Annotated in this window: 19 protein-coding genes; 4 read left to right on the top strand and 15 right to left on the bottom strand. The window is 33.9% G+C overall.

The annotated features are described in order from the left end of the window. Nucleotides 1–350: 350 nt before the first annotated feature. From fis to J3U18_RS04725, 5 genes are read right to left on the bottom strand one after another with little or no spacing between them, the layout of a single operon-like run. A complete protein-coding gene (fis, locus tag J3U18_RS04705) occupies nt 351–647 on the bottom strand; it encodes a DNA-binding transcriptional regulator Fis (RefSeq protein WP_034883623.1) in 297 nt (98 codons plus the stop codon). A gap of 16 nt (nt 648–663) precedes the next feature. Continuing rightward, nucleotides 664–1,662, bottom strand: a complete 999-nt coding sequence (gene dusB, locus J3U18_RS04710) for a tRNA dihydrouridine synthase DusB (RefSeq protein ID WP_065563413.1) — start codon at nt 1,660–1,662, stop codon at nt 664–666. 36 nt (nt 1,663–1,698) lie between these two features. Continuing rightward, nucleotides 1,699–2,565, bottom strand: coding sequence for a 50S ribosomal protein L11 methyltransferase (gene prmA, locus J3U18_RS04715; RefSeq protein WP_267353073.1), 867 nt, complete (start codon nt 2,563–2,565; stop codon nt 1,699–1,701). Continuing rightward, nucleotides 2,540–3,991: a sodium/pantothenate symporter gene (gene panF, locus J3U18_RS04720; RefSeq protein ID WP_267353074.1), complete on the bottom strand. Its 1,452-nt coding sequence runs from the start codon at nt 3,989–3,991 to the stop codon at nt 2,540–2,542. Before panF ends, prmA begins: the two co-directional genes overlap by 26 nt. Nucleotides 3,992–4,001: 10 nt before the next feature. Further along, the gene (locus J3U18_RS04725; protein ID WP_065563416.1) at nt 4,002–4,229 is read right to left on the bottom strand and encodes a YhdT family protein; all 228 of its coding nucleotides are present in this window, start codon (nt 4,227–4,229) and stop codon (nt 4,002–4,004) included. A 171-nt stretch (nt 4,230–4,400) separates the two neighbouring features. Between J3U18_RS04725 and ilvC the strand changes: the two genes are divergently transcribed. Both ilvC and J3U18_RS04735 read left to right on the top strand, forming a co-directional pair. Further along, nucleotides 4,401–5,879 (top strand): ketol-acid reductoisomerase, encoded by a 1,479-nt coding sequence (ilvC, locus tag J3U18_RS04730; RefSeq protein WP_267338967.1) that lies wholly within the window; start codon nt 4,401–4,403, stop codon nt 5,877–5,879. 295 nt (nt 5,880–6,174) lie between these two features. Then, a complete protein-coding gene (locus J3U18_RS04735; RefSeq protein WP_267353075.1) occupies nt 6,175–6,756 on the top strand; it encodes a cell division protein ZapC in 582 nt (193 codons plus the stop codon). 63 nt (nt 6,757–6,819) lie between these two features. Here the strand turns inward: J3U18_RS04735 and J3U18_RS04740 are convergent, their stop codons facing one another. The 4 genes from J3U18_RS04740 to greB form a co-directional block, all read right to left on the bottom strand. Next, on the bottom strand, nt 6,820–8,481 hold the full coding sequence (locus tag J3U18_RS04740; protein WP_267353076.1) for a tetratricopeptide repeat protein: 1,662 nt from the start codon (nt 8,479–8,481) through the stop codon (nt 6,820–6,822). 75 nt (nt 8,482–8,556) lie between these two features. Continuing rightward, entirely contained in the window at nt 8,557–9,648 is a 1,092-nt protein-coding gene (locus J3U18_RS04745) for a YcbX family protein (protein ID WP_267353077.1), read from the bottom strand. A 92-nt stretch (nt 9,649–9,740) separates the two neighbouring features. Next, entirely contained in the window at nt 9,741–9,893 is a 153-nt protein-coding gene (locus J3U18_RS11895) for a hypothetical protein (protein WP_416380385.1), read from the bottom strand. Nucleotides 9,894–10,061: 168 nt separating this feature from the next. After that, a complete protein-coding gene (gene greB / locus J3U18_RS04750) occupies nt 10,062–10,544 on the bottom strand; it encodes a transcription elongation factor GreB (RefSeq protein ID WP_065563174.1) in 483 nt (160 codons plus the stop codon). A gap of 44 nt (nt 10,545–10,588) precedes the next feature. Here greB and J3U18_RS04755 point away from each other — a divergent pair, with 44 nt between their 5' ends. Both J3U18_RS04755 and J3U18_RS04760 read left to right on the top strand, forming a co-directional pair. Next, complete coding sequence (locus J3U18_RS04755; RefSeq protein ID WP_267353078.1) at nt 10,589–12,895, top strand: Tex family protein; 2,307 nt, start codon at nt 10,589–10,591, stop codon at nt 12,893–12,895. A gap of 618 nt (nt 12,896–13,513) precedes the next feature. Beyond that, entirely contained in the window at nt 13,514–14,965 is a 1,452-nt protein-coding gene (locus J3U18_RS04760; protein ID WP_065563172.1) for a hypothetical protein, read from the top strand. A gap of 213 nt (nt 14,966–15,178) precedes the next feature. On the opposite strand, the gene J3U18_RS04765 is transcribed toward J3U18_RS04760, so the two are convergent. From J3U18_RS04765 to J3U18_RS04790, 6 genes are all read right to left on the bottom strand, one after another. Beyond that, nucleotides 15,179–16,048: a YjjW family glycine radical enzyme activase gene (locus J3U18_RS04765; RefSeq protein WP_065563171.1), complete on the bottom strand. Its 870-nt coding sequence runs from the start codon at nt 16,046–16,048 to the stop codon at nt 15,179–15,181. Then, nucleotides 16,023–17,570 carry a YjjI family glycine radical enzyme gene (locus J3U18_RS04770; RefSeq protein ID WP_416380378.1) on the bottom strand — a complete coding sequence of 516 codons (1,548 nt, stop codon included), beginning with the start codon at nt 17,568–17,570 and terminating at the stop codon, nt 16,023–16,025. Before J3U18_RS04770 ends, J3U18_RS04765 begins: the two co-directional genes overlap by 26 nt. A 112-nt stretch (nt 17,571–17,682) precedes the next feature. Next, complete coding sequence (ushA, locus tag J3U18_RS04775; protein ID WP_267353080.1) at nt 17,683–19,356, bottom strand: bifunctional UDP-sugar hydrolase/5'-nucleotidase UshA; 1,674 nt, start codon at nt 19,354–19,356, stop codon at nt 17,683–17,685. Nucleotides 19,357–19,381: 25 nt separating this feature from the next. Further along, complete coding sequence (locus tag J3U18_RS04780) at nt 19,382–20,683, bottom strand: pyrimidine-nucleoside phosphorylase (RefSeq protein ID WP_267353081.1); 1,302 nt, start codon at nt 20,681–20,683, stop codon at nt 19,382–19,384. A 156-nt stretch (nt 20,684–20,839) separates the two neighbouring features. Then, nucleotides 20,840–21,241 (bottom strand): cytidine deaminase, encoded by a 402-nt coding sequence (locus J3U18_RS04785; protein ID WP_176713943.1) that lies wholly within the window; start codon nt 21,239–21,241, stop codon nt 20,840–20,842. A 25-nt stretch (nt 21,242–21,266) separates the two neighbouring features. Further along, nucleotides 21,267–23,228 (bottom strand): bifunctional 2',3'-cyclic-nucleotide 2'-phosphodiesterase/3'-nucleotidase, encoded by a 1,962-nt coding sequence (locus J3U18_RS04790; RefSeq protein ID WP_267353082.1) that lies wholly within the window; start codon nt 23,226–23,228, stop codon nt 21,267–21,269. Nucleotides 23,229–23,238 lie beyond the last annotated feature (10 nt).

Consider the following 23,238-nt stretch of genomic DNA (forward strand, 5'->3'; position numbering starts at 1 on the left):
AATTTAAAAATCGAGCTATTTTAACAAACTTTTAGCTAAAGTTCATTATCAATCTCTTTATTCCTTTTCTGCTGTTAATAATAAAGTTTTTATTAGAGTCATTTCAATAAAAGTTGAGTATGTGGATATACAACATTGCTCTTATTTATTGCTGAAAGTTTGAAAAGAATAGTTCTTATAGGTATATAACGTTAAATTGTATTGATAATTAAAAAATCGCTATATAAGCTTTGTGCAACACTTGTTTAGTGCTCTTAGGCTTGAATAAATTTTTAGTTAGTAAAAAATAAAAAAAGCGCCCTATCAAGCAGCGCTTTTAATCTATTAAATAATATGGTTTAAAATTTTTACTAACTCATTCCATATTGTTTTAATTTTTTGCGTAAAGTACCACGGTTGATACCAAGCATATTTGCTGCTCGAGTTTGATTGCCACGAGTATATTGCATAACCATATCAAGGAATGGGTGTTCAACTTCAGCTAACACTAATTCGTATAGATCAGTAGGATCTTCACCATTTAATTGTGATAAATAGTTTTTTAAAGCTTGTTTTACCGAATCTCGTAAAGGCTTTTGTGTTATTTGGTCTTGAGAGTTTACAGTTGTAAATTTAAGTGCTGCAGCTGTAACGCGTTGTTCTGACATAGTATTTTTAACTCTTTTATTTGTTTCTAATTTGACTAAAAAATGCTTTTAGTGTTTTTACTTGCTCACTTGTATTGCTAAGTACACTAAATAAGCGCCTGAATTGATCACTATCAGCATAACTCTTGGTATACCAATTTACATGCTTTCTGGCAATCCTTAATCCTTTGTATTCTCCATAAAATTGATAAAGATCTTCAAGGTGTGTTAATACAATTTGTTCGACTTCATCAATTGTTTTATTTTTTTTTAACTGTCCGTGTGCTAAATAGAATGCAATTTCTTCAAATATCCAAGGTCGCCCCTGTGCCGCTCGGCCGATCATTATACCATCAGCTTGCGTATATTTGAAAACATCTTTTGCTTGTTCTGGTGTACAAATATCACCATTTGCAATTACCGGAATCGTTACCTTTTCTTTCACTGCTTTTATGGAGTCATATTCGACTTCTCCATTGAATAAGCATGCACGACTTCGCCCATGAATAGTAATAGCCTTTATGCCACAATCCTGCGCAATTTGTGCGATTTCAATGCAATTTCTATTATTTTTATCCCATCCAGTCCGAGTTTTTAGTGTTACTGGCACATCAACTGAGCCAACAACTTTTTGCAAAATATTTTTTATTAGATCTGGATGCTGCATTAATGCAGAACCAGCTAATTTTTTATTTACTTTTTTAGCAGGGCATCCCATATTAATATCAATTAATTGAGCACCATGTTTGACATTAAATTCAGCAGCTCTAGCCATTTCATCTGGATCTGAGCCAACAATTTGGACTGCACGTATACCTACATCATCAGTTGAAATCATTCTTAATGCTGATTTGTCAGTATGCCAAACATCTGAATTAGCTAAAAACATTTCAGAAATAGTCATTCCTGCACCAAAGCGATGACATAAATTTCTAAATGGTTTATCGCTTATTCCTGCCATAGGGGCCGCAATTAAATTGTTTTTTAATGTGACCTTGCCAATGCTAAGCAAATTAAGGTCGGCTATATTACGCATTTTTCCTCTAAGTTAAAAGGGGGTAATGTCACATTTTTACTTTTTTTTACCAGTAATTCGGCACCACTCTTCTTGCTCAATAATAGGATCAAGTTCAAAATGAGTCTGATATGCTTCATATACACTTTGAGATTGAGTGGCTAAAATACCTGATAATCCTAGTTTTCCATTAGTTTTTACAAGGTTATTGATCTGTGGTTCAAGTTCTTTTAAAGGGCCAGCTAATATGTTTGCGACAACAACATCTGCTTGTAAATTATTAGGAAGATCTTTTGCTAAATATAGTTCAATTTTTTCACTAACATTATTTCGCTCAGCATTGTCACGACTTGCTTGGATCGCTTGAGGATCAATATCTACTCCAATGACTCGCTTAGCACCTAATTTTAATGCAGCAATGGCTAAAATACCTGAACCGCAACCATAATCAATCACTATCTTGTTGTTTAGATCTAGACTATCTAACCAAGTTAAACATAATGCTGTTGTCGGGTGGGTCCCCGTTCCAAATGCTAGACCAGGATCTAACATTACTTTGACTGCATTAGGATCAGGAATGTCTCGCCAGCTAGGGCATATCCATAATCTTTTACCAAACTGCATTGGATGAAAGTTATCCATCCACTCTCTTTCCCAATCTTTATCTTCTAGCTGTTCTATTTTATAAGAATATTGGTTGAGATTTAGTATCGCTTTTAATTCATCAATATCTATTTGAGTGTCATAAAGTCCAACTACGTCGGTGTTTCCCCAAAGTTTCGTTTCACCTGGTAACGGCTCAAAAACAGGGTTATCATAAGTGTCTTGAAAAGTGACTGATACAGCACCTGATTCTTCTAGTTGCTCGCTGATTTGTTCAGCTAATTCATTAGTAGTGTTAATTCTGAGTTGAATCCAAGGCATAGTTTTTTCCTGTTTGGCCAAATAAGTTGGCAATAATAAATACAACTAATCCGATCAGTAACGATGGTATGATTGGATGGAAAGCATAAATCTTAATGTTATAAACAGCGAGAAGAGTATAGCTTATTGCACCAGCTAACATTGAGCAAAGAGCCCCTGTTGCATTCGCTTTTTTCCAGTATAATCCGAGTACTAATGGCCATAAAAATACTGCTTCAAGCCCACCAAATGCTAGTAAATTAAGCCAGATGATCATTTCGGGTGGTTTCCATGCGGCTAATATCAATAATCCACCAAAGAAATAGGTAATGGTAACTGATAATCGAGTTAGTATTTTATCACTAAATTTGGTATTTGGTCTTATCGTTAGGAATAGATCTTTAATAATAACCGATGATACTTGTAGTAGTTGGGCATTAATTGTGGACATTATAGCTGAAAGTGGTGCAGCCAAAAAGATTCCTGCAGCCAAAGGAGGCATAACTTTTATAATTAATGTGGGTACAATTTGATCCGGAATCGTTAAATCACTCACTATCGCACGACCTAGTGCTCCAGATAAATGCATAGTTAACATGATAATTGTTACAACTATAGTGCCAATAATAATACCTTGGTGTACCGCTTTACTATCTTTATAGGCCATGCAACGAACAGCAGTATGTGGTAAACCAACAACACCAAAGCAGACTAAAACCCAAAAAGAAGCCATAAAAGGGAAGTCCATAAAATTATTTGGTCCTTGTGGTGTTAATAAAGCCGGATCGATTGTATATAAACGGTCAATAATATTTGTAATCCCACCACCAGCGTAAATAATTGCGACTAAAAGTAAAATGGCACCGATTATCATAACTAAGCCTTGGAAAGCATCATTTAAAATGCTGGCTCTAAAACCACCAAAAGCCGTATATATTACTGTGCCGAATCCAAAAATAATTAATCCATTGTCATAAGGAATACCGACAGATGATTCTAATAAACGGGCTCCTCCTACAAATTGTACTGTCATCGCACCAACAAAAGCAGTAATTAAAGCGATACTTGCAAACCATACAATCATTTTACTTTTATAATGAGAATAGAGCATATCACTAAGCGTTATTGCATTGTATTTACGGGCTAAAATAGCAAACTTTTTACCTAAAATGCCCAGTGAAAGTAATACAGTAGGGACTTGGATCATTGATAAAAGCACCCAGCCAAGTCCATATTTATAAGCAGCCCCTGGCCCACCGATGAATGAACTAGCACTAATATAAGTTGCAGCCAAGGTCATCGCCAGTAAAAAACCGCCCATGGTGCGATTACCAATAAAATAGTCAGTAAATTGGTTTACTTTCTTTCTTTTTATATAAGCGTAAATTGATAACGCAAATACAAATATAAGGTAAATAATAAGAGGAAGAATAATATCTAATTGCACGCTTAATGGCCTATTCTAATGGAATATTTTTGAATTGTTTTTTTACCACAATATAACATAACAAGATAAAACCAAATGGTACCATTATACATGACAGCTCAAACCATAATGGTAAACCTATGAAACCTTTTTGATCTTTTAAACTATAAGCGCTAATTACCCATGCAGCGAAATAGATAAGAGTAAGTAACAATGAAAGCTTTGCTTCTTTATTAGCCTGCTTGTAACGAGTATCCATATTAAATAAATGGTTAATTAATTTGGGGGGACTTAGAGTAAAAGAAAGTGTTTAACTTGGCAAGTTTATTGCAATTTATGCAATATAATGTTCTAAATATATCAATTTTCGCAATTATGATTTTACGCTATAGTGCTCTGATTAAAAATAATTCAACTCATGGAGAGAATAATGTCTAACTATTTTAATACATTAAATTTACGCGAAAAATTAGAACAACTAGGTCAGTGCCGTTTTATGGCTCGTGATGAATTTGCATCAGAAGCTAATTTTTTAAAAGGCAAAAAGATTGTGATCGTTGGTTGTGGTGCTCAAGGTCTTAACCAAGGGCTAAATATGCGCGATTCTGGTTTAGATATTTCTTACGCTTTACGTAAAGAAGCTATTACAGAAAAAAGAGCATCATGGAAAAAAGCAACAGAAAATGGCTTTAAAGTTGGAACTTATGAGGAATTAATTCCTACCGCTGATTTAGTTATCAACTTAACTCCAGATAAGCAACATTCAGCTGTAGTACAAGCTGTTCAACCATTGATGAAAAAGGGTGCAGCATTAGGTTATTCACACGGTTTTAACATCGTTGAAGTTGGCGAAAAAATTCGTCCAGATATCACAGTAGTGATGGTTGCGCCAAAATGTCCAGGAACAGAAGTTCGTGAAGAGTATAAACGTGGATTTGGTGTACCAACTCTGATCGCTGTCCATCCTGAAAATGATCCTAAAGGCGAAGGTTTAGCAATTGCTAAAGCATGGGCTGCTGCAACAGGTGGTCATAGAGCGGGTGTTTTACAGTCTTCTTTTGTTGCTGAAGTTAAATCTGATCTTATGGGTGAACAAACGATCTTATGTGGTATGTTGCAAACTGGATCATTACTTTGCTTTGATAAACTTGTCGCAGATGGCGTTGATCCTGCATATGCTTGTAAATTATTACAATTTGGTTGGGAAACGATCACTGAAGCATTAAAACAAGGTGGTATTACGTTAATGATGGATCGTTTATCTAATCCTGCTAAATTACGTGCGAATGCATTAGCTAAAGAATTAAAAGTGATCATGACTGATCTTTACCGTAAACATATGGATGATATTATTTCAGGCGAATTCTCATCAACAATGATGAAAGATTGGGCTAACGATGATGTTAACTTATTGAAATGGCGTAAAGAAACGGGTGAAACTGCATTCGAAAAAGCTGCCGAATATCAAGGTAAGATTGACGAACAAGCTTATTTTGATCAAGGTGTTGTTATGGTAGCAATGGTTAAAGCAGGGGTTGAACTTGCATTTGAAACTATGCTTGAATCGGGTATTTTACCTGAATCAGCTTATTATGAATCACTACATGAGTTACCACTTATTGCAAATACAATTGCTCGTAAACGTTTGTATGAAATGAATGTCGTTATTTCTGATACCGCTGAATATGGTAACTATCTATTTGCTAATGCAGCTGTTCCATTATTAAAAGAGAAATTCATGCCAATGTTACAAGCAGGTGACTTAGGTAAAGCTATACCTGAAGGCAGTGTTGATAATGCACAATTACGTGATGTTAATGAAGCTATTCGTCACCATCCAATTGAGATCGTTGGGCGTAAACTTCGTAGCTATATGACAGATATGAAAAGGATCAATGTAGCAAGTTAATTGATCTTAATCAGTTATGAAAAAGGTGCTAATAAGCACCTTTTTTTATGTCTAAAGTATCTTAACATCAAGCTTTAACTGCATTTAATATTTTGTAAAATTACGATTTGATCACAAAGGATCAAGGATCAAAAAAAGGATCCAACTTAGATCATTCGGATCCTTCTAAAATTTTAATAAAACTTTTAAAAATTAAATAATTAAAAATTTTTTATTTTAACTTTTTATTTATTTTTTATATTAGTTATGGTATATTTTGTTCAAATTTAGTTCAATTTGTAAGGATAAAATATCAATGAAAATGGCTTTTCGACCAACTGATAGCTGGCGTTGGTATTTTGATAATGAATACGACAGCTTAATGCTTGAAATTTCATCAGAAATGTTATTTCGTTGTAATTATGCAAGCAAAATATTGATACCAGATGTATTTGATGAGTTTTCGTTTTCTGTTGATGACGCGACGGCTTATTATCTATTTTATGATAGTTGCCAATCTTTAGCTTTAAGTGACTCTCAAAAAATTGAATTATCAATCAATGCAATCGTAGCTTCAAATTTTTTAAAACCACAAATGCCTAAGAGTTGGTATTTTTCTCAGCAACCTATGCTGTATAATCCAAAAGTTGCTGATATTGTGGAGGTAAACTTGCAAGAATCAGGTCAACGAGTATGTTTATTGGTTGTTGAAGCTGGTGAAAACGCATCGCTTTGTATTATTGCACAACCTACGTTCATCGCTATGAACAAAACTTTCTATTTTTCAGAAGCGATTAAAGTGATGAATGATAGATTAGCTTTAGCTCAGTCGTTCATAAAAACAGAAAACGCCACAGCTTTGGATAATGAGCAGTTAGAATTAAAAGCGATTTCTTAATTAACATAGTTTAAAATGGGTAGTCTACTACCCATTTACCCTTTAAAACTTATCTTTTATTGTTTAATACATCATAAAAGGATTTTTATCCGACGTTAGCTGTAAATCTATTTCACCTCCATTAATACCTTGATCAGCTGCTTTTTGTAAATAATCCCTTCCTGCTTCCCATAAGTCAAAATGTCGAGTAAACATCCAACCGACTCTGGATTGAGCATACATATCATTATTTTCTAAATCACGTTGTAATTGTCGATTTTTTCTTAATTCATCTAAGGTTGAACAAGTCGCCGATAGATATTCTTCTTCTATATCAAAGCAATATCTATTGTACCAATAAATTGCTTGATGAAAATCCTGGGGCAAAAGATAACCGACCATATACATATTGGATAATGTCTTTTGAGAATCAGGGAATCCAGCCTTTGCAGATTCATTCAACCAATAAATTTTTTTATCCTTATCCCTATGCTTATAATAAAGTTTCTCCATGATTTTCGGATCTTTAACGTAGTTCACATATTTAGTATAATTTTCCACGATTTTTTGATCTTGCTCATCATCAGTAAGTCTAGTCTTATAATATAAGTCAGCTATGTGAAGAAATAATTTATGATCATTATCCGCAGCATAAGTGTAAAAATAAATGGCGGTCAAATATTTATGACGCTTTTCAAACCATTCAGCGATTTTCGTGGCGGTTTTAGGATCAGGTTTATCTTTATCGAACTTTTCCAATAACGGATAGAGTTCTTTATGGTATGAATATTTGAGATTGTTCTTATACATTTCACATGCTGGAGAAGAAGACAATGCGCAAGCCTTTTTAAAATACATTAAAGCTTTGTTCATTTTAACTTCATTTAAATAGTAGCCACTCAAATAAAGTAAGGAAGGAATATCCCCTCGAAATGCGTTATCTTGCATACCATCCAAGATACTTTTATCAACCTCAGTGTTTCTCTTTTTATAAATTTCTTCATCAAACAGATATTCATAATTCAATAAAGTATCAATTCGATCTTCAATTTTAGCAAGAGCAATAAAGTAGGGTAAAGATGGTTCACCAATATCTCTAGCTTCAGAAAATTTCCAAAGTGCTCTACCATAAGCTCTATCAATAGATTTACCAGTAAGATATGCTTGACCAATTAAAAAAGATACATAACCATTTACTTTTTGATTATTTTCTTTTTCCATATATTCAATAAAATCATGAAAATAATAGTAATTAGGATTTTTTCTACTATCTTCTAAAGTCATTACTAATTTAATGGTGTTTAAATCACCATTCATTATTGCAATTCGAATTAATGATAATCCTTTATCTATTAATTTAGGTTTTATGAAAACGTTTATTATGTCAATTTCTAGGTTTTTACATCTATAAGACAAGTAATTATTACGATCATCCTCTTCACCATACACACCATAATAGATATCATTAGTCAAAATAAATTGGTTTTTCCAAGTTGATACTAAATCATGAATGTTATGAATTTTATTGCAACTTTTGTTGTGAAGTGTATTAGCCAATTCAATATAACTCATCCCTAGCTGAGTAAGATAAGTTAGATTTGTTGTATTGCCTTCTTCTAATTCTTTAAGGACTTTCTCTTCTTTTTTTTCCTTTATATCGTCAAAAACCATTTTATAATGATCTAAAGAAAATACAGATGTAGAAAGGGAACCGAGAAGTATAAATAAAAATAATTTTTTTAACATCCAATGTAGCCTAATATTTATTCCATTATTTTAATAAATTAAATTCTTTGTCTTATAATAAAAATTATTATTTTTCTATTCTATAGTTATATCACCTTTTGGAACACAACTACAGGCTAGAATATGTTTATTTTGTTTAATCGCTGATTGAGTTAAAGGTTTTACATTCCCTTTTGTTAATAATACTGAGCAACGACCACACACACCAGCCCGACAAGAGTTAGGAATTGAAATATGATGTTGTTCAAGTTGTTCTAAAATTGTTTGTTGATTATTACCTTTAATTTTTTTATCTTGAAAAGTAATTGTACAAGGTTGATAGTCTTTTATTGATTCTGTAGGAAAGTTTTTAATATAGTTTTTAGCTGGTTGGCGTTCAAGTACCTCAATTTTATCACCAATCGATACAGTACCATGATTTCGAGCAATCATATTCATACCAAAATCAATTTTACCATCCAAATTAGTTCTAAAATAACTTAAAGTTTTTAAAGGTTCATTATTAGGTAAAGCTTTGGCTGAATTGACATTGATCGTGGTTAATACACAACGAGTACAAGGTTTGACGATATCAAATATTAACTCACCAATTTTAATGGTTTTCCATCCATCCTCTGCAAAAGGGAGTGCGCCATCAATAATAATATTGCCACGAAATTGGCGAATATCTAATTTTTCAGGGCACTGCTGTTCAAGATAGTTAAATGATGCAAGATTTAACAACAAATAAGGATAACCATCAGCAAAACTAACAGGCACATCTGGATAACGTTTAGTTCTTCGACTCAATTTATTGCCGATCCAACGCAATTGCACATCTTTTTGAAGAAATTGGCTAAAAAATTGATTAACTTTAATTGGCGCAATATGTGATGTAAAGTGATTTCCCCAAACTTCGGTCGCTTCATTACTTTGTGAAAACTCATCGAGATTAATCACGATTGATTCGTTAGTTGGTAATGACACTTGTACTTGGTTGTCAGTTATTACCGTTCTAAGTTTCAACAGCTCTGGATATTGTCTGGCAGTAATAAATGTTCCATCGGGTTCACTTATCATTAAGATACGGTCATGTTCAAAGCCACCATCAATACTCTTGGCACGCGTCAATGCAATACCTTGCATTGATTTAATCGGATAGATAAAGAGTTGTTTAACGGCAATCATATCAGCAAATATTTAATCAGTTTGCTCAAATTATATATTTAATTATTAGTGATTTATATATTTAAGTGCCATAAATTCATTCCTAAGCAATCTTACAATCGTCGTTCAATGATATTTTGTATAGGATGATATTCTGCTTTTATAAAAGAGGTATTATGTTCGCATGGGGTATCATCTTCAAGATATGTGACTTCCTCAAGTTTTAGTAGGGCGGTATTTTTAGCTATATTTAATGAATTCTCAATTTTTTCATCAGTAGATCAGGTTTTTCTTCCATTATATTTTTTATGTAGTTGATAAATTTTAATTGTTTAATGTTACCTTCCATTTTTATTCCGACAGGTTGTTTGCCGTATGAACAATTAGGCTGTTTAGTTAACTCGATATTATTAAGGTAATTATTAAAATAATATCTAAACAAATTCTTGGTAACTGATATCAATAATATAATAAAACGTTTTACCGTTTGGTGTGATGACTGCTATTTCATCATCAATTTTATGACCAATTAAAGCTCTGGCAACAGGGCTATTAATCGATATCCAATTTTTTTTGGGATCGAATTCATCACTACCAACAATACGGTAGATATGTAATTTTCCTGAATCATCTTCCAATTTGACCCAAGCCCCAAAAAATACTTTTCCTTCTTGTCTTGGGTCAGGATCGACAATCGTTAATATTTCTAAACGTTTGGTTAAAAAGCGAACACGTCTATCAATCTCTCGAAGACGTCTTTTTCCATAAATATATTCCGCATTTTCACTACGGTCGCCAAGGGCTGCAGCATCAGAAACAGCTTGAGTAACGCGAGGCCTTTCTTCTTTCCATAAATATTTCAATTCACGATCGAGTGCCAAGTAGCCCTCTCTTGTTATATAATTAGCTTTTTGCATAATGAATATAAATTCCGTTAATCGACGAGATATACAGAGATATCATGATAAATAATCAAATTAGCCATATTATAGCGGGTGAATTAACCGTAAAACCAGAACAAGTTTTAGCTGCCATTCAGTTATTAGATGATGGTAGTACCGTTCCCTTTATTGCTCGATATCGTAAAGAGGTGACCGGAGGTCTGGATGATACCCAATTACGTACCTTAGATAGCCGTTTAAGTTATTTGCGAGAACTAGAAGATCGTAAACAAACAATTTTAAAATCAATTGAGGAACAGGGTAAATTAACCCCAGAATTAAGCCAAAAAATTACTGATACGCTTAGTAAAACGGAATTAGAAGATCTTTATCTTCCTTATAAACCAAAACGTCGTACCCGCGGTCAAATAGCAATCGAGGCAGGGCTTGAATCTCTCGCTGACGATTTATGGCAAAATCCCGATCTCAATCCAGAAACTGAAGCTGAAAAATATATCAATGCAGATAAAGGCATTGCTGATACTAAATCTGCCTTAGATGGTGCCCGTTATATTTTAATGGAGCGTTTTGCTGAAGATGCCGCTTTACTTGCTAAAGTTCGCCATTATCTTTGGAATAACGCGCATCTTGTATCTCAAGTTATTACAGGTAAAGAGGAAGAAGGTGCTAAATTTAGAGACTACTTCGCACAAAGTGAACTTATTTCAAAAGTGCCTTCTCATCGTGCTCTAGCGATGTTTAGAGGACGAAATGAAGGATTTTTACAACTTTCACTCAATGCCGATCCGCAATTTGAAGAAACGCCAAAAGAGAGCTATTGCGAGCAAATTATTACAGAGCATTTAGGGATTCATTTTAATGATCAACCTGCAGATAAATGGCGTAAAGCAGTTATTAATTGGACATGGCGGATTAAGATTTTAATGCACATGGAAACCGAGCTTATGACCACTTTGCGTGAACGTGCTGAAGAGGAAGCAATTAACGTATTTGCAGCAAATTTACACGATATGTTGATGGCTGCACCTGCAGGTATGAAAGTCACCATGGGAATGGATCCAGGCTTACGAACAGGTGTAAAAATTGCTGTTGTGGATTCTACAGGTAAACTTATTGCGACCGAAACGATTTATCCTCATACAGGACAAGCTGATAAAGCAGCAATGATTGTTGCTGCACTTTGCATCAAACATCAAGTGGAATTAGTTGCAATTGGTAATGGCACGGCATCTCGTGAAACTGAACGTTTTTATCTTGATGTTCAGAAAAAGTATTCGGAAGTAAAAGGGCAAAAAGTTATTGTTAGCGAAGCTGGGGCTTCTGTTTATTCTGCATCAGAGCTTGCTGCTCAAGAGTTCCCTGATCTGGATGTATCAATTCGTGGTGCGGTATCCATTGCTCGTCGTTTACAAGATCCATTAGCTGAGCTAGTAAAAATCGATCCAAAATCCATTGGGGTGGGGCAATATCAGCATGATGTTAGTCAGACCCAATTAGCTAAAAAACTTGATGCGGTGGTTGAAGATGGAGTAAATGCGGTAGGGGTAAATTTAAACACTGCATCAATGATGTTACTTGCCCGTATTGCAGGATTGAATAAAGTTATTGCCCAAAATATTGTAGATTGGCGTAATGAAAATGGTCAATTTACCGATCGCAAACAGTTGTTAAAAGTTAGTCGTTTAGGCCCTAAAGCGTTTGAACAATGTGCTGGTTTTTTGCGCATAATGGAGGGTAAAAATCCACTTGATGCATCGGCTGTTCACCCTGAAGCCTATCCGGTTGTCGAACGAATTTTAGAGAAAAATCATAAATCTTTAAAAGAAATTTTAGGTGATACTAATTACCTGAAATCATTAAAAGCGGTTGATTACGTTGATGACCATTTTGGTGTTCCAACTGTCACTGATATTATTAAAGAACTTGATAAACCCGGACGTGATCCAAGGCCTGAATTTAAAACTGCCCAGTTTGCTGATGACATCGAAACAATGGAAGATTTAAAAATAGGCATGATTATGGAGGGTGCGGTAACCAATGTTACCAATTTTGGTGCTTTTGTTGATATTGGTGTACATCAAGATGGTTTAGTTCATATATCTGCATTATCTGATAAATTTGTTGAAGATCCACGAACGGTAGTTAAAGCTGGTGATATTGTTAAAGTTAAAGTGATTGAAGTGGATATTGCCCGCAAACGTATTGCTTTATCGATGCGACTTGATGATCCAACAACGCCAAAAGTAGAAGGGGCCAAAGCTCGAACGAATAAATCAACCGGCACTTCTAAAAGTGGACAGTCAGCGCCTATTACAAATAGTGCAATGGGTAATGCTTTTGCTGCAGCTTTTAAAAAAGGAAAATAAATGCAGTAATATTTTAAAGGGAGGTTAATGCCTCCTTTTTTATTTAACGCTAATTTCAAAATATTTTAATAAAATTATTGATGATAAATCCAGTGATTAAAAATCAAATCAGGAGCTAAATCACTTTATTTAGAATTATTATTTTAATAAATATTCATTTGAGAACCATTAAATATCAATAAATTGATATTTAGCTATTCCATATTGTATATATTATTATATACTATGCACAATTGTGTAGATTATTTTTAACATATACAATTAATTATCTTATTTAATCAGCCTGTTAGAAAAGTTAAACTACTTTGCGCTGATCTTTTTAATAGCATTTCTTATTTTGATATTCTTAAATTAGTTTATTAACAACATTTGAATATTACACTTTTTTGATAGCGACATAGTCGTTTTTGCTCTAGATATTAAATAAAAATATACCGTTACATGGATGCAATTTAATAACTTTCTAATGGTTTTTATTGCTTATACGCGTTTTTAAAATTTGAAATTGTAATAGGTAACAATTTTTATCAATCATTTGATAATTCTGTAGTTTATTAAAACTTTAAATCAATAACTTTATTCTAATTTGCAGGAAAGTTTATGAGTAGAGGAATTAGCATGAATAGTAAAATGTTTGTTTCCCCAAAATTTTATTTGATGCAATTAATATTTAATATTACAGCTATTTCTTTTTTTTGCCTTTTTTGCCATACATCTCTAGCCGCATTATCATTTGCTGCAACCACTACGCAATATATTCACGGTAATCCGCCTGAAATTCTAGAATCTGCTGATACAAAAATCTTAAATGGAATTCAATTTAAATTAAATATTGATGGTATTGATCCTGTGATTGTTTTGCCTGGTACTGATAATAAGATTTCTGTTGCTTACAACACTTCACCAAGTATTTATTCATTTGGGGTAGATACTTCAAGTTTGAATGATAGTGATATAAATGATGTAGATGGTGACAAAGTGGCTACTACCGGCAGTTTTATCATTCAGTCTATTAATACTGAATGGCGGGACTCAAACAATAACATAATTCCTTCTGATTCTACTTCCCAACTTGGTAGTGATGTGTGTAATTCATCGACGGCTAATGCAAAATCATCAGTAAAAGTAACGATTCAATTTGTTGCTAAAACCCAGTACGGTGCTCCTGATCAGTCAGAACCAAGAGAAGTCTCTAAAACATTTCAAGTCAGTGCTGATGATGGTATCTGTTATATTAGGCCTGGTGTATTGGCTCTGATTATGCACAATGGATGGGATGAAGGGGATAACTATGCTCCTTATGGTGCTGATACGATAGATCTTGATGTTCCTTATAACGTAGACCAATTTACTATGCATAAAGGTTTTAAGGCCTCCGCTAAAGATCAAAACGGCAATTACTTCCCAACATATGGTTTCCCGGATGCACGTTTTAGAATTGTGCCGGTAAATCCAATTTCAGATTATAGTTATACCTTGGTTAAAAATCCGAATAATTCACTAATTAGTGCTTCTCGTGATTCAAGCGCTGATTCTAAAAGTGAATTTAAATTTACCGAAAATGTACCAGTTCAAGATGATAAATTTGTAATATTAGTTACCAATAATCGAACGTTAGCACAGTTTTATTACACTTTCTCTATAAAACATTGGTTATATTTTACAAATAACTTGGTGGGCAATTGGCAAAGCGCAAATACATATTGTCAAAATAATAATGATAGATTACCTATACGAGCTGAGTTATCTAATTCTAGTTTTGCTACCGTTCCAACAACTAATGATAACTATTATGTAAAAAATAATGGATATAGAAGAGCAATCGGTGAAGGATTATTGCCAGAATGGGGTAAAGCCTACTTTTATTCCCCACTTGATTATATTGGGCGAGATATGATGTCTGGTGCGCCAAATTTAAGAAGTTTAATCAATTATGATTTCTATTTTACCAGTGAACCATCATCGGTAAAAGATGTATTAGGTAATTATAGATATTACAGTGTGGGGATGGTAGAAGGTAATATTATTGTTGAACCAGATGTAGCATATACCTTATGTGTTAAATATTAACGTTGATATACAATTAGCTATTTTTTTAAAATCTAAACAGATATTAATGATTTATCTTAATATTTGATTTTGATGTTAATCAAATGAGCAGGTTTTCAAACTGCTCATTTTTATTTCAAAAATCTCATGAGGTAAAAATTTAAGACATTATTTTGGAATTTTATAATAAGCCTGTTAATGGTTTATTAAGCACACACTCATTAAAAAACGCTATTATGATAAATAAACAGTTGGCAAAACAATATTTTTCAGGCCAAATTGTTTTAATTCCATAGCAAAATTTTCGATATGTTGTTTTGATGCGCTCTGCCATGTTTTGGCTTCACCTCTCACACCATGATTATGAAATGCATTGATTCTAATTTTTATATTTGCATCAAATTGCTTTAAAAAATTAGCTAAATGTTCAGCGTTTTGTTGTAAATCGGTATGCTTAGGAATAATTAGAAATCTGACTTCATATAATTTATTCATTTTTGCAAGATATTCAATTGATTTTTTAACTCTTAAATTTCCCTTGCTAGTTAATGCTTCATGTACTTGATTATCCCATGCTTTAAGATCAATCATTGCCCCATCCATTACGTTGACTATTTTTTGCCAACCCATTTGAGGTAAATATCCATTACTGTCAACAAAACAGCTTAAGTGTTTTAAATCCTGAGCTTGTTTAATCGCACTAAAAAGCTGCTCAATAAACGCTAGTTGCAGTGTTGCCTCACCACCGCTTAAGGTTATTCCGTTTAAAAAAGGTAGATATTTTCGGATAAGTTTTAAAATATCTTCAATACTGTATCGATAAGTCATCGGTGTTGACTGATAGTTACAAGTGTTTATACAAGTATCACATTGCTGGCAAGTTGAACTTTGCCAAATGACTTTGTTGTTGATAAATGATAATGCTTGATGGGGGCAGGAAGCAACACATTCACCACACTCCTTACACCGTGAAATGGTATAAGGATTGTGGCAATTTAAACATTTAAAATTGCAGCCTTGTAAAAAGATGACTAACCGGTTTCCCGGTCCATCAACACAAGAAAAGGGTAAAATTTTATTAACGATTGCCCATGACTTGTTCATGGCTTATTACCCTAGGGGTCCTGCATAAGTAACTATTGTTCACTGTATCTTCGGCTGCTTCACTACCTAAAAATGTGGTATTAATCCGCGAACCTTCTTCTTTATATTTTTTGATATCTGATAATCTCACCATATAACCAGTTACACGCACCAGATCATTACCACTGATATTAGCCGTAAATTCACGGAAACCAAATTTAAATGCTGCTTTACAAATTTGTACTAAGGCTAATGGATTATTTTTAATCGTTTCATCAATAGTTAAAATATCACTAATGCCAGATGTATAATATTTATGGTGTTTAAATAATGCCATAATATGGGTAACAGGATCTGGTTCATGTCCATAAGGGATACGTAAACCAGGTGTTGCACCGCGGTCTGTACTGATACCTGACTGCGCATGTAACATCGCTTTACCTTGCCATGCATGTTTAATTTTATGATTATCAATAAAGTCGGCTAATTGCTCAGAAATGGTGGTAGCTAGTTCATTAGCATCTTCATCAACACCATAGCGACCAGATAAGTTAGATTTTTCTTGTAGAATATTAACCGCTTCAGCCATCGCATAAATACCAAACATTGGTGCAAATCGAGTTGCGTCAATTAGTCCTTCTTTGACTAAAAAACTATTTTGAAAGAAATTCGATTTTTCATAAAGAAATTCCGATCTCGCTTTGATTAAGTTCAATTGCAATTGGCAATAATAAGGCAGGGTATTTTGTAAAAAGTCGGTAATACTGTTACTTTTTAATGCGACTTCTTTTAAATTGATTCTTGATAAAGTGCTACCACCACCCGCAACAGGGAGAGAGTTATAACAACTTACAACACCATAGCCTTTATCATCAAAATCTTTTTTGATCATCATATTATTAGCGATATGTGGTTTTGCTGTTTGGCAGATATTCTCAATTGCTGTATTTAGTAAAGATTCTGGGGTGATATCTTCATCATAAATAAACGTTAAATTAGGCGCAACTTGTTTGAGTTCACGATCAACACGTAAAATTACGCGACAGATCACATTGTCAGTTGGACCAATATTGGCGTGCATAAATGCATCAGGAAGATTGCGATCAAGCATAATCCAAAAACGTTTTAATCGCTGATAAAGCTCTTCTTCTGTTAAATTGCCAACATAAGGTAGTAACACTTTATCCAAACAACCTAAATAAACGGGCATACCAGTGACCGAAGGAACATGATGATAAGCAATTGTCAGCATATTTATGGCATCATCAAAATTTTTTGCAGGCTCAAGCTCTAAATACTCAGATCCTTGTTTAAGGAATTTTGCATAATCTGGTAACACATAACGAGGTTTATACGGTGCATGACCTTCGTACATGTCACAAATTACACGCTCATCTAAAGCTTGCTTAGTTTCACTATCCAAATCAACATAAGGTAAATTATTTTCCGCTGCTAAAGCAAGAAGGTTCGCTTTTTGTTTAGGTGACAGGTTGGGATCGGTCACAATATCGTAACAATTTTTTTGAAATTCTGTCATGTTCATAAATACCTCTATATTACCTATATGTTGAAAGCAAAAAATTAAATTTAATGGCTAATTTATAATACCAATTTTACCCGTGCCATTTATATTCTATATTTCTTTTTTAAAGCCGTTATTTTTCCAAAATGAAATTAACCGGCTCATAATCTGCCGCATTAATTGGTGAGTGCGCTTCAATATATTCTCTTATCACATCTGCGTCTCGGTAACCTGTATCGACATAAGTTGGTGAAGTGTTGGTAACAGGATAACCATCTCCACCAGCCGCTAAATAATCTAACGTGGTAATACGATAAGATTTTTGCAAATCAATTGGCTCATTATTAATTTTAATATCGCTAATCGTATTGCCAGCTAGCGTGATATTTTTTAAGTGAGTATAACCACCAGAACCTTGTTTTTTACTTAATGCAACTTTAAGATATTCCACCAATTCACGGCCGGTTAACTCAAAGTAAACAACTGTATTACCAAAAGGCTCAACTTTCAAAATATCACGATAAGTAATATTTCCTTCAATAAGTGAATCACGAATCATACCGCCAGCCATAATGCCAACATCAGCATTCGTTTTTTCAATAAAGGCACTGAGTAACAGCTGTCCCATATTGCTTTGTTGATATCTTACTACACTACGATCACCTTCTAAACGACCGATTAATTCACCTGTTTTAGTGAGTAATTGCTGTTTACCTTGATCTTGATAAGGTTTAAGTGTTTCTAACAATTTTTTATCTTGTTCAATTTCACTAGTGTAGTATTCAAGACGTTTAGTATCGTTGCCATTGTCGACTTCTTTTTTCAAGTTGATAGGAATTAACTGATAATTTTCCAGTGTTATTTTACCGTTTAAAAAGACAAAGTCGGCACGACCAACATATTTACCCCATTCATGAGCTTGAACAATCCAAGTTCCATTTTGTTGATCGGGTGCACATGGTGTGCCAGGAACATACTCAGTAATACGTTTGTTAGGGCTAGCCATACATACAGGGTTTTGAGAGTGACCACCTACAATCATATTTAAATCACCTGGTTTCAATCCCCGTGCTAACTCAACATCACCCAGTGCCATTGAACCATGTTCACCATTTTCATAATGTCCCATATGAGTAACCGCAATAATCATATCTGGGCGCTCATTATTTTTAATTTGACTTATCACCTTCTCTGCTTCAGGCAAGGTTTTGCGAAACTCAACACCGTCAGTATTTTTAGGTGAAGCAAGGAAAATTGTATCATCAGTAGTTAAACCAAATACCGCAACTCTAATGCCATTTAAATCAAACATTTTATAAGCATCGAAAACGCGATTATCAGTATTTTTGAAGTAAGTATTTGCTGATAAAAATGGAAAGTGAGCCCATTTTTGTTGTTCACGAATAACTGCTAAAGGATGATCAAATTCATGGTTACCAACAGCCATTGCATCATAACCAATACTGTTCATACCCATAAAATCAGGTTTAGCTTGTAAAACATCGGATTCAGGAATGCCTGTATTAATGTCACCGCCAGATAGCAGAAGTAATTTCCCACCTTTTTCGGATACTTCTTTTCTAATTTGGTCAACTACAGTTTTTTGAGCAGCTAAACCATATTCACCAATGTCATTTTGCCAAAAATGGCCATGATGGTCATTAGTATGCAAAATAGTAAAAGAATAGGGCTTATCTTTTTCCCAAGTAGGAGCAGTAGATTGCTTGGTTGCAACTGCTGCGAATGAATTAACTGAGAACAGACCTAAAATAATAACTAGTGACAGTTTAAATTTAAAACAATACATGGCATCTCCCAAATCCTTATTAGAGCTATTCCGTAATTACTTTGAAAATCAATTGTGGTTGTTTAGCACTATCACTGATAGTAATATTGTCATACAATTTTTGTTTAATTGCATCAATCTTATCGCTACTAGAATGAATAGTTAATAATGGTTCACCCACTTCAACTTTATCACCCACTTTTTTATGTAAAACAATACCAACAGCTGGATCAATCACATCTTCTTTAGTTGCACGTCCAGCGCCTAATTGCATCGCCGCAATACCAATTTGGTCGGCAATAATGCGTGATACATAACCTGATTTTTGTGCAGGTAGATCGATTTGGTAAGGGGCGTTGGCTAATTTTTCAGGATGATCAACAACAGAGCTATCTCCACCTTGAGCTTCAATTAACGTTTTAAATTTCTCTATCGCTTTACCATTTTTAATGACTTCTTGAAGTTTTTCTCTTGCTTCCTCTAATGTCTTAGCTTTATTGGCTAATACAACCATTTGACTACCAAGCGTTAAAACTAACTCAGTTAAATCAGCAGGACCATGACCATTTAATGTATCAATGGCCTCTTTAACTTCTAAGGCATTACCAATAGCATAACCTAAAGGTTGAGACATATCTGAGATAATCGCCATGGTTCTACGGCCAATTTGATTACCAATATTAACCATTTCATGTGCTAATTTCTCAGAGTCTTCCATCGTTTTCATTAAAGCACCGTCACCGGTTTTGACATCCAACACAATAGCATCAGCACCCGCAGCCAGTTTTTTACTCATGATTGAACTGGCAATCAGCGGAATAGAGTTAACCGTACCGGTTACATCACGTAATGAATAAAGTTTTTTATCCGCTGGGGTTAAGTTACCTGATTGACCAATAACCGCAACACCTTTTTGGTTAACCTGATCGATAAACTCTTGCTTACCTAATTCGATTTTAAAGCCGGGAATAGTTTCAAATTTATCGGTTGTTCCACCAGTATGGCCTAATCCTCGACCTGACATCTTGGCAACAGGAATATCTAAAGCAGCAACTAATGGTGCTAATACTAAAGTGGTTGTATCACCCACACCTCCGGTTGAATGTTTATCTACTTTAATACCTTTAATTGATGATAGATCAACAGTATCACCGGAATACATCATAGCACTAGTTAAATCAGCACATTCTTTCGAAGTCATACCTTGATAATAAATAGCCATAAGTAAAGCACTTACTTGGTAGTCAGGAATCTTACCATTAGTATAATTGGTAATAAAAAATTGAATTTCTTCGGTAGTTAAGGCATGCCCATCACGTTTTTTTTCAATAATATCTACAAATCTCATTACACTTCTCTCTTAATATCAATAAATCAAATTAGGATTATATTTTTTCATCCATTATATGGATTGATGATAATTCTGATCTTAGCTTCATCACTCTCTTTTATTATTTTCTATCAATTTTTTTGATAGTTAAAATTTTCTTATTCAGAAATAATACTAATCTAAATCACTAGGTGAAAAAGACCAAGGCAACAATTCACCGACAGTGGTTTCTTGGATTTTACCATGCATATTTGTCAAAATAACTGGCATATCTTTGGCGCAAAATTCACTAATGACTTGGCGACAAGCTCCACAAGGTGAAATTGGTCCATCAGTATCGCCAATTACAACTAATTTTTTAAATTTTGTTTTACCTTCTGATACCGCCTTAAAAATCGCAGTTCGTTCAGCACAGTTGGCTAGGCCATATGAGGCATTTTCAATATTGCATCCTAAAATAGCTTCGTCATCTTCGGTAATTAATACTGCACCTACTTGAAATTTAGAATAGGGTACATAAGCTTTTGAGCGTGCTGTTTTAGCTAGTTCAATTAGTTTTTCAATCTTCATATTCATAATCCTTGTTATCATCAATAGATTTTTAGTTTTGCGATTTTGTTGGTGCTTGTAAATTAAGTTGATATACACCAAAGCCTAAATTATCTTTTTCAATAAACTTAATTGGGTACAATGAATGTTTTTCAATATAAGCTTTGGCTTCTTCAGTTGGGGAAGATTCAAAGCGAATATCCAAATTAATTTTGCTGGTAATTGGTGCAATTCGCCAGTTATTATCAACCTTCACATTCACTTCACCTTGTTTTTTAGTGTGATTAGTAATATAGGCTGAAAGAATGACCCTTAAATCATCCGGAGAATTAAATTTAACATTTTTACCACCAGTACCAGGGTATGTTCCGGTATATGCACGATAGTTATTGGTGGCAATTAAAAATGCTTGATTGGAAGCAATAGGTTTTTGTTGATAAGTTAAGTTTACGATACGTTCTGAATCAGGATTAATTAACTGACAATTACCATCATAACGTGCAGGTTTAGTAATATCAATTTGATAACTCACACCATCAATGGTATCAAAATTATAAGTTCTAAATTTATTCCAATTAATCAAATATTGTGGTTGTGGCGAATTGATATCAATTTGATTATAAACGCCTGCTGAGCATTCCAACCACTCTTTAACATCTTTACCCGTTATTTTTACTGCAGATAAAATATTAGGATAAAGATAGATATCAGCTGCATTTCTAAAAGTTAAATCACCTTTTTTAACATCAACATAAGCTGAAGGATCGTTTTTACGACCACCAGCTTTAAATGGCGCAATTGCCGATAAAATGGGTAATCCATCCAGATCTGGATCACCTTGAACAAACTGTTTCACATAATCAATTTGCGCATCACTAATAATTTGCAAAGCAGAAGTATCTTCGACTAATGCTAAATAACTATTGATATCGGTTGAAACCTTGCCAATTGGTTTACCAACAAATTCACGGGTACCTTCATGGTCGTCTCTTAACGCATTCGTAATATTTTTATCTGATTCAACTAATGCTTTTTTATTTTTAATATCAAAGATCGGGCGAGCTTCTGATTTACCAGAAATGACTTTCCAATTAGCTTTATCACCTTCAATAACTAAATCGACTACACCTAAATGACTTCCCCATTGTCCAGGCATTACCGCGGGCACATGATTGATATTTCCGGTACTAATATCAGTATTAGGCAATGATTTAAAATCCTCGCTAGGAAAGACCCCATGAGAATGACCAAACATAATTGCATTAATACCTTCAACTTGGCTTAAATAATAGACTGAATTTTCAGCTAAAGCCTTATACGGTTCGGCAGAAACACCTGAATGCGGAATTGCAACAATGATATTTGCACCTTGCTTTTTCATTTCAGGCACTAATTGTTTCGCGGTTTCAGTGATATCTTTAACAATTACCTTACCTTCCAAATTAAGTTTATCCCACTGCATAATTTGTGGTGGCACAAAACCAATATAACCGATTTTAATAGTGTGTTGTTTACCTTCTCTATCAACGACCGGTTTATCTAAAATAATATATTGCCTAAAGTAAGGTTTATTTGTTTTCGCATCAAAAACATTAGCATTAACATAAGGAAAATTAGCACCAGCTAGACTTTTTTGTAAAAAATCTAAACCAAAATTGAACTCATGATTACCGATGTTACCAACTACATAATCTAGCGTATTAAGTGCTTTATAAACAGGATGAGTCTCACCTTTGTTTAGACCTTTATTCAAAGCATAATCAGCCATTGGACTGCCTTGAATCAAATCGCCGTTATCAACTAAAACACTGTTTTTTACCTCTTTTCGTGCTTGATGAATTAAATTGGCTGTTTTAGCTAAACCAAAAGTATCAATGTACTGATCTTTGAAATAGTCATAATTCATCATATTACCGTGCAAATCGGTAGTTTCGATAATTCTTAAATCTACTGTTGCTGCTTGAAGTGAACCAGATATTAATAGGGTTAGTAGGATTAATCGGGTTTTATTCATATCAATCTCC

The organism is Gilliamella sp. B3482 (assembly GCF_026536805.1).
Lineage (GTDB): Bacteria > Pseudomonadota > Gammaproteobacteria > Enterobacterales > Orbaceae > Gilliamella > Gilliamella apicola_E.